This is a genomic window from Stenotrophomonas sp. ZAC14D2_NAIMI4_7, assembly GCF_003086675.1.
Lineage (GTDB): Bacteria > Pseudomonadota > Gammaproteobacteria > Xanthomonadales > Xanthomonadaceae > Stenotrophomonas.
Genome location: NZ_CP025995.1, coordinates 2,821,333 through 2,837,670 on the forward strand (window position 1 = coordinate 2,821,333; position 16,338 = coordinate 2,837,670).

Here is a 16,338-nt window from a genome sequence, read left to right on the forward strand (position 1 = left end):
AATCACAGGCTTGTCCCCCACCCCGATCCCCATGACCCTGCGCCTGCACAACAACCTGACTCGCCAGCTCGAACCGTTCACCCCGATCGATCCGGCCTGTCCGACCCTGTATGTGTGCGGCCCCACGGTCTACAACTACGTGCATATCGGCAACGCCCGTGGCCCGGTGGTGTTCGGGGTGCTGGCCGACCTGCTGCGGCGCCGCTTCGGCGCGCTGCGCTACGCCCGCAACATCACCGACGTGGACGACAAGATCAACACCGCCGCGCGCGAGCAGAGCGTGCCGATCAGCACCATCACCGACAAGTTCGCCGCCGCCTACCGTGAAGACATGGCCGCGCTGGGCGTGGTGCCGCCGGACATCGAGCCGGAAGTGACCGCGCACATGCCGCAGATCATCAGCATGATCGAGCAGCTGATCGACAACGGCCATGCCTACGCCGCCGAGGGCCACGTGCTGTTCGCGGTGGCCAGCTTCGACGGCTACGGCAAGCTCTCGCGCCGCGACCCGGAAGAAATGCTGGCCGGCGCCCGCGTGGAAGTGGCCCCGTACAAGCGCGATGCCGGCGATTTCGTGCTGTGGAAGCCGTCCAGCGACGACCTGCCCGGCTGGGAATCGCCGTGGGGCCGCGGCCGCCCGGGCTGGCACATCGAATGCTCGGCGATGGCCGCCGCCCACCTGGGCGAGACCATCGACATCCACGCCGGCGGCGTGGACCTGCAGTTCCCGCACCACGAGAACGAGATCGCGCAGAGCGAATGCGCGCACGGTGGCAAGATCTTCGCCCGCTTCTGGCTGCACAACGGCATGCTCAACTTCGGCGGCGCCAAGATGAGCAAGTCGCTGGGCAACATCGAGCGCGTGCACGACCTGGTGCGCCAGCACCCGCCCGAAGCGCTGCGCCTGGCCCTGCTGTCGGCCCACTACCGGCAGCCACTGGACTGGTCCGATGCACTCATCGAACAGTCCGCGCGTACCCTGGACCGCCTGTACGGCACCCTGCGCGACCTGGTGGACGTGGATGCTGCGGCCATCATCCCGGCATCGGTGGAAGCCACCCTGGACGATGACCTGAACACCCCGCAGGCGCTGGCCGAGGTCGCCCGCATTGCCGGCGAGGCCCGCCGTGCCACCGACCCGACCGAGCGCGCGCGCCTGAAAAGCGAGCTGCTCGGCGCCGGCCTGGCGCTGGGCCTGCTGCAGTCCGACCCGGCGCACTGGTTCGGCACCGCCGCCAGCGAAGGCGACGACGATGCGCGCATCCAGGGCCTGATCGATGAGCGTGCTGCTGCCAAGCAGGCCCGCGATTTCGCCCGCTCCGATGCCATCCGCGACCAGCTGGCCGCCGAGGGCATCGTGCTGGAAGACACCCCGCAGGGCGTGCGCTGGGTGCGCAAGCGCGCCTGACCGCCCTGCCCCGTGGCCGGCGCCCCCGGCCACGCCCCCACTGCAGAGACCGTTGTGACCGACTCCCCGTTCCCGCTTGAACCCACCGCCGCCGAGGCGCAGAGCGCCATTGCCGAAGAATTCGCCTTCTTCGGCGACTGGTCCGAACGCTACCAGTACCTGATCGATCTGGGCCGCAAGCTGCCGACCTTCCCGGAAGAGTGGAAGACCGAAGAGCACCGCCTGCTGGGCTGCCAGTCGATGGTGTGGATCGTGCCGGAAGGCAACGCGCAGTCGCTGCGCTTCCACGCCATCAGCGATTCGGCCATCGTCTCGGGCCTGATCTTCCTGGCCCTGCGCGTGTACTCGGGCCGCTCGGCCCAGGAAATCCTGGCCACCGAACCCAGCTACATCCAGGACATCGGCCTGGCCCGCCACCTCTCGCCCACCCGCAGCAATGGCGTGGCCGCAATGCTGGCTTTCATCCACGAGACCGCGCAGGCCCAGCTGCAGCGCGAACAGCCGTGACCACGGCCACCACCGAAGACGAGGGCGCGCTGGCCCTGCTGGGCCGGCCCGGCTTTGCCAAGCTGCTGGCCTACCGCATCTTCGCCATGCTGTCCTACCAGGTGGTGGCGGTCACCGTCGGCTGGCACATCTACGAAGTCACCCGCAATCCGTTCTCGCTGGGCCTGGTCGGCTTGGCCGAGGTGCTGCCGTTCTTCTGCGTGGCGCCGTTTGCCGGCTATCTGGTGGACCACCTGCCACGCCGCCGGCTGGGCATGGTCGCCTGCGCCGGGCTGGTGGCCACGGCCATCGTACTGACCTGCGTGGCAAAGGGCTGGTTGCCGTTCCACGGGGTCTGGCCGATCTATGCGGCCATCGCCCTGACCGGCATGGTGCGTGCCTTCCTGTCGCCCATCTACAACGCCCTGTTCGCCCGCGTGCTTGCCCGCGAGCAGTTCGCGCGCGGCGCCGGGCTGGGCAGCGTGGTATTCCAGTCGGGCATGGTGGTGGGCCCGGCGCTGGGCGGCATCCTGGTCGGCTGGGGCGGCAAGGGGCTGTCCTACGCGGTGGCCACCGGCTTCGCGCTGGTTGCGCTGGGCTGCCTGGCCACGCTGAAAGTGAGCGAGCCGGTGCATGACGGCCCGGCCGCGCCGATCTTCAAGAGCATCGCCGAAGGTGCCCGCTTCGTGGTCGGCAACCGCATCATGGTCGGCGCGATGGCGCTGGACATGTTCTCGGTGCTGCTGGGCGGCGTGGTGGCGATGCTGCCGGCCTTCCTGCAGGAGATCCTGCACCACGGCCCGGAAGGGCTGGGTATCCTGCGCGCGGCACCGGCACTGGGTTCGATTGCGGTCGGCCTGTGGCTGGCACGCCACCCGCTGCAGAAGAACGCCGGGCGCGTACTGCTGTTCGCCGTGGCCGGGTTTGGCCTGTGCGTGGTCAGCTTCGGCCTGTCCCAGTACTTCTGGCTGTCGGCGCTGATCCTGCTGTTCTACGGTGCATTCGATGGCGTTTCCGTGGTGGTGCGCTCGACCATCCTGCAGCTGGCCACGCCGGAGGAAATGCGCGGGCGGGTGTCCTCCATCAACGGCATCTTCATCAGCTCGTCCAACGAACTGGGCGCGTTCTACGCCGGCACGATGGCCAAGCTGCTGGGCCTGGTGCCGGCGGTGGTGCTGGGCGGCTGCGCGGTGCTGGGCGTGGCCGGCATCACCGCGTGGAAGAACCCGACGCTGCGGAAGTTGAATCTGCGCGACCTGCAATGATTCCGACGGCGCCGCGGCTTTCTGTAGAGTCGAGCCATGCTCGACTGCTTTCCAGAAGCCAGTCGAGCATGGCTCGACTCTACAAAACGGCCAGTCGAGCATGGCTCGACGCTACAAAAGAACGGCCAGCCGAGCGTGGGCTCGGCTCTACAAGAGCACGATCACCCAACAAAAAACCCGGCCAAGGCCGGGTTTTTCGCATGACCACACAACGGCCTGGAATCAGTCGCCCTGCTGCTTCTGCAGGTGCTCCCAACGCTCCTGGGCGTCGATGGTGCGCTCGGCGGTCAGGCGCGCTTCCAGGCGCTCCAGGCCGATTTCTTCACCGGTGTCCACGCAGTAGCCGTAGTCACCTGCTTCCAGGCGCTTGAGGGTGCTGTCGATCTTGCCGATCAGCTTGCGGTAGCGGTCACGGGTGCGCAGTTCCAGCGAGTTCTCGGTCTCGCGGGTTGCACGCTCGGCTTCGTCGCCGATGTCACGCACTTCCTCGCGCAGGTTCTCGATGGTCTGCTTGGATTCTTCCACCAGGTCACCACGCCAGTTCTGCAGGCGCTGACGGAAGTATTCCTGCTGCAGCGAGCTCATGTATTCCTCTTCCGAGGACGGCTTGTAGCCAGCCGGCAGGATCGGGCGGCCAGTGGCCTCGTCGGTCTTGTATTCGATGACCTTGTACTTGCTGCGCGGGGCCGGCGCCGCCGAACGGGCGGTCACAGCCACGGCAACCTTGCCCACGGGGCGCGACACGGTCTTCGGAGCGGTATCAGGTTTCACGGCAGATTTCACAGCGGTCTTGGCAGGCGATTTCGAAACGGGCACGGGATTCTTGGATTGCGGGGCCTTCGATGCAACCGGGGCGGCGGCCGCAGCCGGCTTGGGGGCCGGAGGGGCAGCAACCACGGGGGCGGTCTTGGCCGGGACAGGCTTGGCCGGAGCCGGCTTGGCGGCAGGCTTCGGTGCGGACTTCACTACGGGGGCCGGGGCCGGCTTCGCAGCCGGCTTGGCGACATTCTTTGCGGCCTTCTTTACAACGGCAGGTGCGGGCGCCGGTTTAGCGGCAGCCGCCTTTTTCGCGGCGGGCTTGGCAGCGCCCTTGCTGGCCACCGGCTTCGGTGCCGGCTTGGGCGCGGCCTTCCTGGCGACCGGTTTGGGCGCCGGCTTGGCGGCAGCCTTCTTCACCGGAGCAGCCTTGGCCGCGGTCTTCTTCGCCACCGGGGCCTTCTTCGCCGCGGCCGCAGGCTTGGCCTTCACCGGCGCTGCCTTCTTGGCCACGGCGGGTTTGGCGGCCTTGGCCGGGGTCTTCTTTGCGGTGGCCTTCCTGGCCGCCGGTTGCGATGACGCCGCCTTCGCCGCCGGCTTGCTGGCCGACTTCGGGGCAACGGGCTTGGCCGCCAACTTCTTCACAACAGGCTTGGCGGTTTTCTTGGCGGCCTTGACGGCCTTCTTTGCAGTTTTTTTAGCAGCCACGAAACGCTCTTCCTTGGATTCCCCGGGGCCCGGGAAAGCGGGCCTTTATAGCCTACCCGACCGGCAGCAGCAACCTTGGGGGCCTGCTCCATTCAGTCCTGGAGCCAGCGGGCCCAACGTGGCGGTCCGAACAACCCGGCCGCCCTGCGCGGTGCGGAACCTGGCCGGCACCTGCAAGGGTGCCAGCACCGGTCGCAGGCCATCGGCGACATGCGACCAACGGCCCATCCTGCACAAATGCGGCCTTCATGCCAACTGGCATAAGATGACTGGGTGATCTCGCGCCTGCTCATCGCCCTGCTGCGCTTCTACAAGCGCTTCATCAGCCCCCTGCTGGGGCCGCGCTGCCGTTTCGTGCCCAGTTGTTCTGAATACGCGATGGAGGCCATCGGCCGCCACGGCCCGCTGCGCGGCAGCTGGCTGGCCGCGCGCCGTCTGGGCCGCTGCCATCCCTTCCATCCCGGCGGCTTCGATCCAGTGCCCGAGTCTTCCCACGCCCCTTCTTGCCGTTGCACAGGAAAACACTGACATGTCCTCCACCCTCATCACCAATGCCCGCATGGTCAACGAAGGCCGCACCTTCGACGGCGACCTGCGCATCGAGAACGGCCGCATCGCGCAGATCGGCAGCGGGCTGAGCGCGCGCGAGGGCGAACAGGTGGTGGACGCAGCGGGGCGCTGGCTGCTGCCCGGCATGATCGACGACCAGGTGCATTTCCGCGAGCCGGGCCTGACCCACAAGGGCGACATCGCCAGCGAATCGGCGGCCGCGGTGGCCGGTGGCCTGACCAGCTTCATGGACATGCCCAACACCAATCCGCCCACCCTGGATTCGACCATCCTTGAGGCCAAGTACGAACTCGCCCGCGGCCGCGCCTGGGCCAACTACGGCTTCTACCACGGCGCCAGCAACGACAATCTGGAAGCGATCCGCGCACTGGATCCGAAGAAGGCGCCGGGCGTGAAGGTGTTCATGGGCGCGTCCACCGGCAACATGCTGGTGGACGACCCGGACACGCTGGATGCGATCTTCCGCGAATGCCCGACCCCGATCATCACGCACTGCGAAGACACGCCGATGATCGACGCCAACCTCAAGGCGTTCCAGGAAAAGTACGGCGATGCACTGACCCCGGACATGCACCCGGACATCCGCTCGCGCGAGGCCTGCATCAAGTCGACCCGCTTGGCCATGTCGCTGGCACGCAAACACGGCACCCGCCTGCACGTGCTGCACATTTCCACCGCCGACGAACTGGCGCTGTTCGAAAAGGGCCCGCTGATCCGCGCCGACGGCAGCCGCAAGCAGATCACCGCCGAAACCTGCGTGCACTTCCTGCACTTCGCTCGCCCCGATTACGCGACCAAGGGCAACCTGATCAAATGCAACCCGGCCATCAAGGAAGTGTCCGACCGCGAGGCGATCACCGCTGCGCTGGCTGACGATGTACTGGACGTGCTGGCCACCGACCACGCCCCGCATACCTGGGAAGAGAAGCAGAAGCCCTATGCGCAGGCGCCGTCGGGCCTGCCGCTGGTGCAGTACGCCCTGGTGGCCGCACTGGAGCGCGTGCACGAAGGCAAGCTGACCCGCGAGCAGGTGGTGCAGAAGTTCGCCCACGCCCCGGCGCAGCTGTTCGACGTGGAAGAGCGCGGCTTCCTGCGCGAAGGCTACTTCGCCGACCTGGTGCTGGTGGAAGACGTGCCGTTCACCGTCAAGCGCGAGGACGTGCTGTCCAAGTGCGGCTGGTCGCCGTTTGAAGGCACCACCTTCCGCTCGCGCGTGGCCTCGACCTGGGTGAACGGCCAGTTGGTGTGGGACGGCAGCAAACTGGTCGGCGAACCGGCCGGCCAGCGCATGACCTACGACCGCTGATGCGTCCGGCATTTCTGTTGGGGGCGCTGCTGCTGGCCGCGCCCCTGTTCACCGCACCGCCGGCACAGGCGCAGGATGGCATCGGCAGCCTGATCGACAGCCGCGTAGTGTTCCCGCCCAGCGCTTCGCAGGGCGCGATGGTGATCGGCAAGGTGCCGGCTGGCAGCCGCGTGCGCTACGCCGGCCGCGACCTGCGCGTGAGCAACTACGGCAGCGTGGTGTTCGGCATCGGCCGCGACGAGAAGGGCCCGCTGCAGGTGCAGGTGCAGCGCCCGGATGGCGGCAGCGAGACGGCCACGATCACGGTGACCCCGCGCGACTGGCCAACCGAGCGTGTGAACGGCGTGCCGCCGAAGACGGTGAACCCGCCGCCGGCGATTGCCGAGCGCATCAAGCGCGAACAGGCGCAGGTAACCGCAGCGCGCGCCCGCGATGACAACCGTACCGATTTCACCCAGACCTTCATCTGGCCAGTGCAGGGCCGCATCAGCGGCCGCTTCGGCAATGCACGCGTGTACAACGGCCAGCCTGGCGCGGGTCATTCCGGCATGGATATCGCGGCGCCCACCGGCACCCCGGTGAAGGCACCGGCCGCCGGCGTGGTCACCTTTGCCGGCCCGGACCTTTACCTGACCGGCGGCACGCTGCTGATCGACCATGGCTACGGCATCAGTTCGAACTTCCTGCACCTGTCACGCATCGACGTGAAGGTGGGGGATCGTGTCGAGCAGGGCCAGGTGATTGCCGCCGTCGGCGCTACCGGACGTGCCACCGGCCCGCACCTGCACTGGGGCATGAACTGGTTCGACACCCGTATCGATCCGTTGCTGGTGCTGGAACGCAAATAACGCGCGCAATGCGCTTGGCTGGGTGCCGACCTTGGTCGGCACGATCCCGCAGCGCGCGCGAACCGGGCATTCATCCACGCATGGCGTGGATCCACCGCAATGCGGTTCGGTAGGTGCCGACCTTGGTCGGCACGATCCCGCAGCGCGCGCGAACCGGGCATTCATCCACGCATGGCGTGGATCCACCGCAATGCGGTCTGGTAGGTGCCGACCTTGGTCGGCACAATCCCGCAGCGCGCGCGAACCGGGCATTCATCCACGCATGGCGTGGATCTACCGCAATGCGGTCGGGTAGGTGCCGACCTTGGTCGGCACGATCCCGCAGCGCGCGCGAACCGGGCATTCATCCACGCATGGCGTGGATCCACCGCAATGCGGTCTGGTAGGTGCCGACCTTGGTCGGCACGATCCCCAAGAGCGTGCGGACCAAGGTCCGCACCTACCAGAAGCGATCAGCGGCGTGCGGACCAAGGCCGCACCTAGCGATCAGCCGCGTGCGGCCCACCACACGCGCAGCAGCGTGCGTACCGGGGTGGCTTCGATCGGCTTGCCTGCGGCCTGCGCGGCCACGCGTGCGCGGGCCAGGCTGGACCAGATCCGGCGGGGACGCGGGCCGGGCACGCGGGTGCCCCACCCCTTCAGCAGATGCTGCGCCCAGCGCTGCGTGGCGTTGCTGGCGTTCTCGTCCAGCAGGCTGCGTGGCACACCAGCCACGCCGGCGTCCTGCAGGCGCTGGGCGAGGGTCTGCAGCTGCACGGCACGGCCCGCGCCCTTGCGCGGGGTGTCGTTGAACAGCACGGCTTCCACCGCTGCCACGGCTTCGGCGTACTGGGCCAGCGCACGCTCTGCGCCGGCGGCGTCCAGCGCGACCGTACGGGCCTCGACCAGATCCGGCAGGGCCTCGGCCAACTGTGCCCACGGCGCACGCACCGGCTCCAGCAGGCGCCCCAGCGGATGGCGCGAGCGCTGCCCGGCCCAGCTGCGCAGCTCTTCGCCCCACCATGCCAGCTTCGCGTCGGCCGGCAGCGGGTCGCCACTGGTGTTGAGCATGTCGTCGAATTCCTGCAGCAGCGCGAACCACGCCACGGCCAGGTCACGTTGCGGCTCGGCCACGAACGGCGCGGCCACCGACCATTCCGGCCAGCGGCTGCGCCACTTGTCGAGGAAGCTTTCCAGCGCGGTACTGCTCACTACGTTGTTCCTTACGGCTGGGCCGGGGCTGCCGGCCGGGTCGGCCACAGACTGGCCAGTTGCAGAAGTTCGGCGTTTTCCACCAGCACGTCGGCCTGCCAGGCCAGCGGATCGTCGCTGTGCAGGCGGTAGCCCCACAGCGCCGCCACCGACGGCATGGCCGCCGCGCGCGCGGCGAGGATGTCGCGCTCGTCGTCGCCCACGTACACGCAGTCTTCGGCGGCAACGCCCATGGCCTGCGCGGCATGCAGCAGCGGCAGCGGGTGCGGCTTGCGTACGGCCAGCGTATCGCCCCCCACCAGCACCGCGCAGCGCTGCTGCCAGCCCTGCTGCGGCAGGACCAGGCGCGCCAGGTATTCCGGCTTGTTGGTGACGATGCCCCACACCGTGCCCGCAGCGTCCAGCGCGGCCAGCATGCCGGCCACGCCGTCAAACAGCACCGCGTGCCGGCCGATCAGCGCCTCATAGCGCTGCAGGAATTCGGGAATCAACGCGTCGCGCGCGGCTTCATCCAGATCCGGGAAGGCGGCGCCGACCATGGCGCGCGATCCCTTGGACACCACCGGGCGCAGCTGCGCCGGGTCGACCGGCGCGCGGCCACGCTCGGCCAGCATCGCATCGCAGGTGGCGACGAAGTCCGGCGCACTGTCCAGCAGCGTGCCGTCCAGGTCGAACAGCACCGCGCGCGGGAACGACGCGCTGCTCATTCCGGCTTGACCGCGTAGGCCAGGTAGTTGATGTCGGTGCGGCTGCTCAGCCGGGCATGGTTGCGCCACGGCTCGTAGGCCATGCCGCTGACATCGACCAGCTGCACATCCGCCTCGCGCAGCCAGCGGGCCAGCTCGGCCGGCTTGATGAATTCCTGATAGTGGTGGGTGCCCTTGGGCAGCAGGCGTGCCACGTACTCGGCGCCAACGATCGCCACCGCGAATGCAGCGGCCGTGCGGTTGATGGTGGACAGGAACAGATGGCCGCCCGGCTTCAGCAGGCGCTTGCAGGCCTCGATGATCGCGCCCGGATCGGGCACGTGCTCGAGCATTTCCATGCAGGTGACCACGTCGAAGCTGCCGGGCTGCTCGGCGGCCAGGTCCTCGGCGGCCTGCACGCGGTAGTCCACCTTCGCGCCGCTTTCCAGCGCGTGCAGGCGGGCGACTTTCACCAGTTCAGGGGCCAGGTCAATCGCGGTGACGTCGGCACCGGCCTGGGCCAGCGCTTCGCTCAGCAGGCCGCCACCGCAGCCGATGTCCAGCACGCGCGCGCCGCGCAGCGGCACCCGGTCGGCCACGTACTTCAGGCGCACCGGATTGAGCGCGTGCAGCGGCTTCTGCGGGCCGTCAGCGTCCCACCAGCGGTTGGCGAGCGCGGCGAACTTGTCCAGCTCGGCCTGATCGAAATTGGAGGATGCGTGCGGGGCGTTCATGGGAAATCCTTGCGGCGCCGTCGGTCAGGCGCGGATATGGCGGATGCGCTCGCGCCACTGGCGCGCATTGGCGATGATGCCGGGCAGGTCCATGCCGACCAGCTCGCGCTGCACCAGCTTTGGCTTGCCGGCAATCCAGACGTCGCTGACCTGCTGGCGGCCGGTGGCGTACACCAGCTGCGACAGCACGTTGTGCAGCGGCTGGGTTTCCAGCGCGGACAGGTCGACGCAGACCAGGTCGGCCTGCTTGCCGACTTCGATCGAACCGATGCGCTCGCCGAAGCCCAGCGCGCGTGCGCCGCCCAGAGTCGAGGCGCGCAGCGTGGTGGCCGCGTCCAGCGCGGTGGCATCGTCGGCAACGGCCTTGGCCAGGATGGCCGCGGTACGGTTCTCGCTGAACATGTCCAGGTCGTTGTTGCTGGCACAGCCGTCGGTGCCGATCGCCAGGTTCACCCCGGCGCGCTGCAGGGCGCAGGCCGGGCAGAAGCCCGACGCCAGCTTCAGGTTCGATTCGGGGCAGTGCACCACGCTCACACCACGTTCGGCGCACAGATGGATTTCGGCATCGGTCAGCTGGGTCATGTGCACCGCGATCAGGCGGTCGTTGACCAGGCCCAGGCGATCCAGCCGCGCCAGCGGGCGCTGGCCGTGCAGCTTGATCGAATCGGTGATTTCCTGCGCGGTTTCATGGGTGTGCAGGTGCACCTGCATGTCCAACTGGTCGGACAGCATGCGCACGCGCTCGAAATTGGCGTCGTTCACGGTATACGGCGCATGCGGCGCGAACGCGGTGCCGATCAGCGGGTCGCTGCGCCACTGGTCGTGCAGTTCGCCGGCCTTGGCGAAGTATTCGTCATCGGTCCTGGCCCAGGCGGTGGGAAAATCGATGATGACCGCACCGACCAGCGCGCGGAAACCGTGCTTCTTGTAGACCGCGGCCTGCACGTCACCGAAGAAATAGTTTTCGTTGGCACAGGTGGTGCCCCCGCGCAGCATCTCGGCAATGGCCAGGGTGGTGCCGTCGGCCACGAATTCAGGCCCGATCACCGCTGCTTCCACCGGCCAGATGTGCTGCTGCAGCCAGGTCATCAACGGCAGATCGTCGGCCACGCCACGCAGCAGGGTCATCGGATTGTGCGTATGCGCGTTCACCAGCCCCGGTATCAGCGCCGCGTCGGGACGGCTGACCATCTGCGCGGCGCGGAAGCGCGCGCGGGCCTCGGCACGCGGCAGGATGGCGACGATTTCGCTGCCACGCACGGCCACGGCATGGTCTTCCAGCACCACCGCATGCGGCTCGATCGGAACGACATAACCGGCTTCGATGAGCAGGTCGCAGGCTTCGGGGAGGTGCGGGCTATCGCTCATGCGGGCTCACTTGGCTATTGGGGAACGTGATGGCAGGGGCGCGCCTGGCGGCAGGCGGTAGCGCCGGGCCATGCCCGGCGGCTGTCCGCTGCGGCGCCATGGGCGCCAGCAACGGGTCCGGGCGGTGCCCGGAAAGCCGAGCATGGCTCGGCTCTACAGGTAATCCGGCTGCGCCGGATTACTTGACGCGCGAGGAGTATTCGCCCGAGCGGGTATCAACCTTGATGATTTCATCCTGGTTGACGAACAGCGGCACGCGCACCACGGCGCCGGTTTCCAGGGTGGCCGGCTTACCGCCGCCGCCCGAGGTGTCACCACGCACGCCCGGATCGGTTTCGGTGATCTTCAGTTCAACGAAGTTCGGCGGCTGCACGAAGATCGGCGCGCCGTTGAACAGGGTCACGATGCAGGCTTCTTCGCCCTTCAGCCACTTTTCGGCACCGCCCATGCCGGCCTTGTCGGCCTGCACCTGCTCGAAGGTTTCCGGGTCCATGAAGTGCCAGTACTCGCCATCGCTGTACATGTAGTTCATGTCGGTGTCGACAACGTCGGCCACTTCCAGGTCATCGGTCGCCTTCATGGTCAGTTCCACCACGCGGCCCGAACGGATGAAGCGGTACTTCACGCGGGTGAAGGCCTGGCCCTTGCCCGGCTTCACATACTCGGTATCCGTGATGACCGCCGGTTCGTTGTTGACCAGGATCTTCATCCCGTTCTTGACGTCATTCATGCCCACAGTGGCCATGCTCAAGCTCCTCAAATGGCAAAACCGCCGCGGGTGCGGCGAGCCGGATAGAATGGAAAGCCCACCGGAACCCCGGTGGGCAACTGATTTATGCCCCCATGATAACCGCAGGCCCCCTCTCCATGCAGCTTTCCGCCTTCCACCGGCCCCAGTCTCCGGGCGCGCCCGCACGCTGGCAGCAGCTCTGGCGGCAGGCACTGCGTGACCCGCGGCAGCTGCTGGCCCAGCTGGGCCTGGACCCGGCGGCGCTGGGGGTTTCCGAAGCGGCCATGGTGCAGTTCGCGCTGCGCGTGCCGCAGGGGTTCGTCGCCCGCATGCGCCACGGCGATGCCAGCGATCCGCTGCTGCGCCAGGTGCTGCCGATCGATGCGGAAATGCAGGTGGTCCCCGGGTTCAGCTTCGATGCGGTGGGCGATGGCGCGGCCAAGAAGGCCACCGGGGTCATCCAGAAGTACCGTGGCCGTGCGCTACTGGTGGCCACCGGCAGCTGCGCGATCAACTGCCGCTACTGCTTCCGCCGGCACTTCGACTACGGCGCGGAAAACGCGGCCAAGGGCGGCTGGCAGGAGGCGGTGCAGGCCATCGCCGACGATGCGGACATCGACGAGGTGATCCTGTCCGGCGGCGACCCGCTGTCGCTGGCCACCCACAAGCTGGTGGAACTGACCGACGCGCTGCGGCAGATTCGGCATGTGCGCCGCCTGCGCATCCACACCCGCCTGCCCATCGTGCTGCCCGAACGCGTGGACGATGAACTGCTGGCCTGGCTGGGCAGCCTGCCCTGGCCGCTGGCCATCGTGGTTCACGCCAACCATGCCAACGAGTTCGATGCCAGCGTCGACGGCGCCATGGCGCGCCTGCGCGGCACCGGCGCGCAGCTGCTGAACCAGGCCGTGCTGCTGCGCGGGGTGAACGACAGCGTGCGGGCCCTGCAGGACCTGAGCGAACGCAGCTTCGCCGCCGGCGTGCTGCCGTACTACCTGCACCAACTGGACCGGGTGGAAGGCGTGGCCCACTTCGAAGTGGACGATGCGCAGGCCAAGGCGCTGGTGGCCGGCCTGACCGCGCGGCTGTCCGGTTACCTGGTGCCGAAGCTGGTGCGGGAACTGCCCGGCGACCCAAGCAAGCGCCCGGTGTAAGGCCAGGGCTGGGGCCAGATCCCTTTCGTGCGAAAAGGGATCTGACCCTTGGACATCGGGGTGTCAAAGCCCCGATTCGATCATCCGCACCACTTCGGTGGCGGTCACCGGGTGGCTCAACCGGTATCCCTGGCCCAGGTCGCAGCCGCGCTGGGCCAGCAGCTCGAACTGCGCTTCCTGCTCAATGCCCTCGGCCACCACGGTGATGCCCAGTGCATGGGCCATGGCGATGATGGCCGTGGTCAGGGCCAGGTCATCCGGGTCGCGCTGCATGTCGGCCACGAAGCTCTTGTCGATCTTCACGCCATCCACCGGCACCTGGCGCAGGTGGCTGAGGCCGGAGAAGCCGGTGCCGAAGTCGTCCAGCCACACCTTCACGCCGGTGCGGTGCAGCTTGTCCAGCAGTTGTGCGGCAACCATTTCATCGCCGATCACCGCCGTTTCGGTCAGCTCCAGGTGCAGGCGTGAAGCGGGCAGGCCGGATTCGTGCAGGCACTGCGCCACCAGGGCGGGCAGTTCGCCGCCACGCAACTGGCGCGGCGACACGTTCACTGACACGAACAGTTCATCGCCGGCCGCGCCGCGCGGCCACTGCGCCGCTTCCATGCAGGCGGCGCGCAGCACCTTCGGCCCGATGATCTCGATCAGCCCGCTCTGCTCGGCCACTTCAATGAACACCGACGGCGGGATGGTGCCCAACGTGGGGTGCTGCCAGCGCAGCAGCACTTCCACGCCCACCAGGCGGCGGTCGCGCATGCGGAAGATCGGCTGGTAGGCCAGGCGCAGTTCGCCGCGCTCCCAGGCGCCGCGCAGTTCCTGTTCCATGTGCACGCGGCGTTCGACCGCGTGGTCCATGGCCCGGCTGTAGTAGCGGAAGCAGTTCTTGCCGGCCATCTTGGCCTGGTACATGGCGATGTCGCCGTTCTTCAGCAGCGTGGTGGCATCGGCGGCATCGTCGGGGAACAGGGTCACGCCGATGGAGGTGCCCAGGAACAGCTCGCGCCCCTGCACCACCAGCGGCTTGCCCAGCTCGCGCACCAGCACTTCGGCCAGCAGGCGGGCATTGGCCGCCACATCACCGTCGCCGACCAGGATCACGAACTCGTCGCCACCGAACCGCGCCAGCAAGGCTTCGTCACCGCCGGCTTCGGCCACCGCGCTGGAAATGCGCTGGGCGAACTGCAGCAGCGCCTCGTCACCGGCCTCATGGCCCAGGGTGTCGTTCACCCGCTTGAAGTCATCGATGTCGGCAAACAGCAGCCCCAGGCGGTGCCCGGACGCGCGCGCCGCCATCAGGCGGTGGTCCAGCGCTTCGCGGAAGGCCAGGCGATTGGTCAGCCCGGTCAGCGCATCGGTGTAGGCCATGTGCCGCACTTCGCGGTCATGGCGGGCAATCGCATCGCGCATGCGGGCGAAGCCACGCACCAGCTCGCCCACCTCGTCGTCGCGGGTGTTTTCGGCCAGCGGCGCCTGGTAATCACCGGCTTCGATACGGCGTGCTGCCGCAGCCAGCTCGCGGATGGGCGTGACCAGCGTGCGCTGCACGTACATGATCACCACCACCCCGATCACCACCAGCAGGCCCAGCATCAGCAGCAGCCAGCCCAGGTGGCGGCTGCCGACCTGCTGCAGGCGCTGGCCCAGGGTCGCGTTGGCGGCCACTTCGCGCTCATGCACCTCGTCCAGCGCCATGCCGACGCGCACGCCGCCGATACGCTGCTTGCCCACGGTGATCGGCATGGCGTTGTCCAGCACGGTGGGCGACTGCTGCACCACCAGGGCCTGTGCCTTCACCGCGCCACGGGCCAGGGGATCGTCCATTTCGCGGCCGAAGCCGGCCACGTCCAGCGAGCCGTCGTGCACCAGGCGTCCGCGCTCGTCGAACACCAGCACGTAGCGCACCACCGGCTGCCGCGCCGTGCCGCGCACCAGCGCACCGACCTGGTCCAGGTCGTTGTAGTACAGCGGGTTGGCCAGTGAATCGGACAGTTCACGCGCCAGCGCCTCACCACGGCTGCGCACGCTGCGATCGAACAGCTCGTGGATCACCCCGCCGCTGAGGCTCTTCACCTCGCTCTGCATCGATGCCTGGCGCCCCAGCAGCACGGCCAGGATCGCGATCACCACCACCATTGCCCCGCCCATGGCGAGCAGGAATCGGGCCTGCATCCCGGAGCCGAGCCATTTCATTCAACTTCCATCCGCACGCGCGTCAACCCTTGTTTCAATTCGTCCAGCCGCTTCTGCGCATGCGCATCGACGCGGTGGAACCCGGATGTACCAAAAAAACGCTGCAATGCCACCTGCGCACGTGGATCGGAGGCCGCCTGCAGCAGCACCTGCTGCAGCCGCTCGCGCACCCGCGGGTCCAGGTCGCCACGCACCACTTCCACCGCGCGCGGGTAAGGCTCGGTGCGCAGCAGCACGCGGAAGTCGCGGCGGAACGCTGCCGGCACCCGCGCCTCATCGTCCCAGTCCACGCTGCTGACCGCACCGCCGTCGGCCAGCCCTTTGTGCACGAAGGTGGCCACGTTCAGTTCGCTGCGCGCAAACACATACCCCACCGTGTCCGGTCCGGGCACGTCCCAGTTACCGGCAAGGATCTGCGGCGTCACGCCACGCTCAAGCAGGGTCATCACCGGCACCAGGTAGGCGCTGGTGGACGCGGTGTTCTGCAGGGCCAGGCGATGCCCGCGCAGGTCTTCCACACGCTGCAGCGCACTGTCGCGGCGCACGAAGAACACCGTGTGGTACTCGCGCACGCCGCTGCGCTCGGTCAGCAGCAGCGGTTGCGCCCCGCTGCGCAGGCCCAGCGCCACCGCGGTCCCCGCCGTCTCCGTGACCCAGTCGACCCGACCGCGGCGCAGATAGCTGGCCATCTGCTGCGGATCGCGCGCCATCAAGATGCGCCCTTCGCGGATGCCCACGTCGTGCATGCGCGCCACCACATAGTCCAGCAACGGTTGCAGCTGTTCGTAATGCGCCTTCGGGTTGTCGCTGATCCGCCCCAGCACCAGCACCGGGTCGGGCGCCGGCGCAGCATGCGCCATCCCGGCCAGCAGCACCCAGGCCAGGCTCAGCAGTCCCCCCTGCATTGCCTTCCGCAGACCCGACACCACGATTCATCC

The 16,338-nt window shown here is 68.1% G+C and carries 15 protein-coding genes; 7 read left to right on the forward strand and 8 right to left on the reverse strand.

Annotated features, from left to right (window positions below; genetic code table 11):
• Nucleotides 1–31 precede the first annotated feature (31 nt).
• From cysS to C1922_RS12995, 3 genes are read left to right on the forward strand one after another with little or no spacing between them, the layout of a single operon-like run.
• Complete coding sequence (cysS, locus tag C1922_RS12985; RefSeq protein ID WP_108750135.1) at nucleotides 32–1,408, forward strand: cysteine--tRNA ligase; 1,377 nt, start codon at nucleotides 32–34, stop codon at nucleotides 1,406–1,408.
• Nucleotides 1,409–1,462: 54 nt separating this feature from the next.
• Entirely contained in the window at nucleotides 1,463–1,915 is a 453-nt protein-coding gene (locus tag C1922_RS12990; protein ID WP_108750136.1) for a SufE family protein, read from the forward strand.
• Nucleotides 1,912–3,159: an MFS transporter gene (locus tag C1922_RS12995; RefSeq protein ID WP_108750137.1), complete on the forward strand. Its 1,248-nt coding sequence runs from the start codon at nucleotides 1,912–1,914 to the stop codon at nucleotides 3,157–3,159. Before C1922_RS12990 ends, C1922_RS12995 begins: the two co-directional genes overlap by 4 nt.
• Before the next feature lie 222 nt (nucleotides 3,160–3,381).
• Here C1922_RS12995 and dksA read toward each other — a convergent pair whose 3' ends face one another.
• Nucleotides 3,382–4,623, reverse strand: a complete 1,242-nt coding sequence (gene dksA / locus C1922_RS13000; RefSeq protein ID WP_108750138.1) for an RNA polymerase-binding protein DksA — start codon at nucleotides 4,621–4,623, stop codon at nucleotides 3,382–3,384.
• A 273-nt stretch (nucleotides 4,624–4,896) separates the two neighbouring features.
• Between dksA and yidD the strand changes: the two genes are divergently transcribed.
• The 3 genes from yidD to C1922_RS13015 are packed head-to-tail and all read left to right on the forward strand — an operon-like array spanning nucleotide 4,897 to nucleotide 7,347.
• Entirely contained in the window at nucleotides 4,897–5,151 is a 255-nt protein-coding gene (gene yidD, locus C1922_RS13005; protein ID WP_108750139.1) for a membrane protein insertion efficiency factor YidD, read from the forward strand.
• 1 nt (nucleotide 5,152) lies between these two features.
• On the forward strand, nucleotides 5,153–6,499 hold the full coding sequence (locus tag C1922_RS13010) for a dihydroorotase (protein ID WP_108750140.1): 1,347 nt from the start codon (nucleotides 5,153–5,155) through the stop codon (nucleotides 6,497–6,499).
• Nucleotides 6,499–7,347 carry a M23 family metallopeptidase gene (locus C1922_RS13015; protein ID WP_108750141.1) on the forward strand — a complete coding sequence of 283 codons (849 nt, stop codon included), beginning with the start codon at nucleotides 6,499–6,501 and terminating at the stop codon, nucleotides 7,345–7,347. The genes C1922_RS13010 and C1922_RS13015 overlap by 1 nt, the downstream gene beginning before the upstream one ends.
• Before the next feature lie 486 nt (nucleotides 7,348–7,833).
• Here C1922_RS13015 and C1922_RS13020 read toward each other — a convergent pair whose 3' ends face one another.
• From C1922_RS13020 to efp, 5 genes are all read right to left on the reverse strand, one after another.
• Entirely contained in the window at nucleotides 7,834–8,538 is a 705-nt protein-coding gene (locus C1922_RS13020; protein ID WP_108750142.1) for a squalene/phytoene synthase family protein, read from the reverse strand.
• An 11-nt stretch (nucleotides 8,539–8,549) separates the two neighbouring features.
• The gene (locus C1922_RS13025) at nucleotides 8,550–9,245 is read right to left on the reverse strand and encodes a phosphoglycolate phosphatase (RefSeq protein WP_108750143.1); all 696 of its coding nucleotides are present in this window, start codon (nucleotides 9,243–9,245) and stop codon (nucleotides 8,550–8,552) included.
• On the reverse strand, nucleotides 9,242–9,958 hold the full coding sequence (ubiG, locus tag C1922_RS13030) for a bifunctional 2-polyprenyl-6-hydroxyphenol methylase/3-demethylubiquinol 3-O-methyltransferase UbiG (RefSeq protein WP_108750144.1): 717 nt from the start codon (nucleotides 9,956–9,958) through the stop codon (nucleotides 9,242–9,244). Before ubiG ends, C1922_RS13025 begins: the two co-directional genes overlap by 4 nt.
• A 24-nt stretch (nucleotides 9,959–9,982) precedes the next feature.
• Nucleotides 9,983–11,326, reverse strand: a complete 1,344-nt coding sequence (locus C1922_RS13035; protein WP_108750145.1) for a TRZ/ATZ family hydrolase — start codon at nucleotides 11,324–11,326, stop codon at nucleotides 9,983–9,985.
• 178 nt (nucleotides 11,327–11,504) lie between these two features.
• On the reverse strand, nucleotides 11,505–12,071 hold the full coding sequence (gene efp, locus C1922_RS13040; RefSeq protein WP_108750146.1) for an elongation factor P: 567 nt from the start codon (nucleotides 12,069–12,071) through the stop codon (nucleotides 11,505–11,507).
• 98 nt (nucleotides 12,072–12,169) lie between these two features.
• Between efp and epmB the strand changes: the two genes are divergently transcribed.
• Nucleotides 12,170–13,210 carry an EF-P beta-lysylation protein EpmB gene (gene epmB, locus C1922_RS13045; RefSeq protein ID WP_108750147.1) on the forward strand — a complete coding sequence of 347 codons (1,041 nt, stop codon included), beginning with the start codon at nucleotides 12,170–12,172 and terminating at the stop codon, nucleotides 13,208–13,210.
• 63 nt (nucleotides 13,211–13,273) lie between these two features.
• Here the strand turns inward: epmB and C1922_RS13050 are convergent, their stop codons facing one another.
• Together C1922_RS13050 and C1922_RS13055 are read right to left on the reverse strand one after the other, a co-directional pair.
• Nucleotides 13,274–15,400: an EAL domain-containing protein gene (locus C1922_RS13050; RefSeq protein WP_108750148.1), complete on the reverse strand. Its 2,127-nt coding sequence runs from the start codon at nucleotides 15,398–15,400 to the stop codon at nucleotides 13,274–13,276.
• Nucleotides 15,397–16,305: a phosphate/phosphite/phosphonate ABC transporter substrate-binding protein gene (locus C1922_RS13055; RefSeq protein WP_108750149.1), complete on the reverse strand. Its 909-nt coding sequence runs from the start codon at nucleotides 16,303–16,305 to the stop codon at nucleotides 15,397–15,399. The genes C1922_RS13050 and C1922_RS13055 overlap by 4 nt, the downstream gene beginning before the upstream one ends.
• Nucleotides 16,306–16,338: the final 33 nt, after the last annotated feature.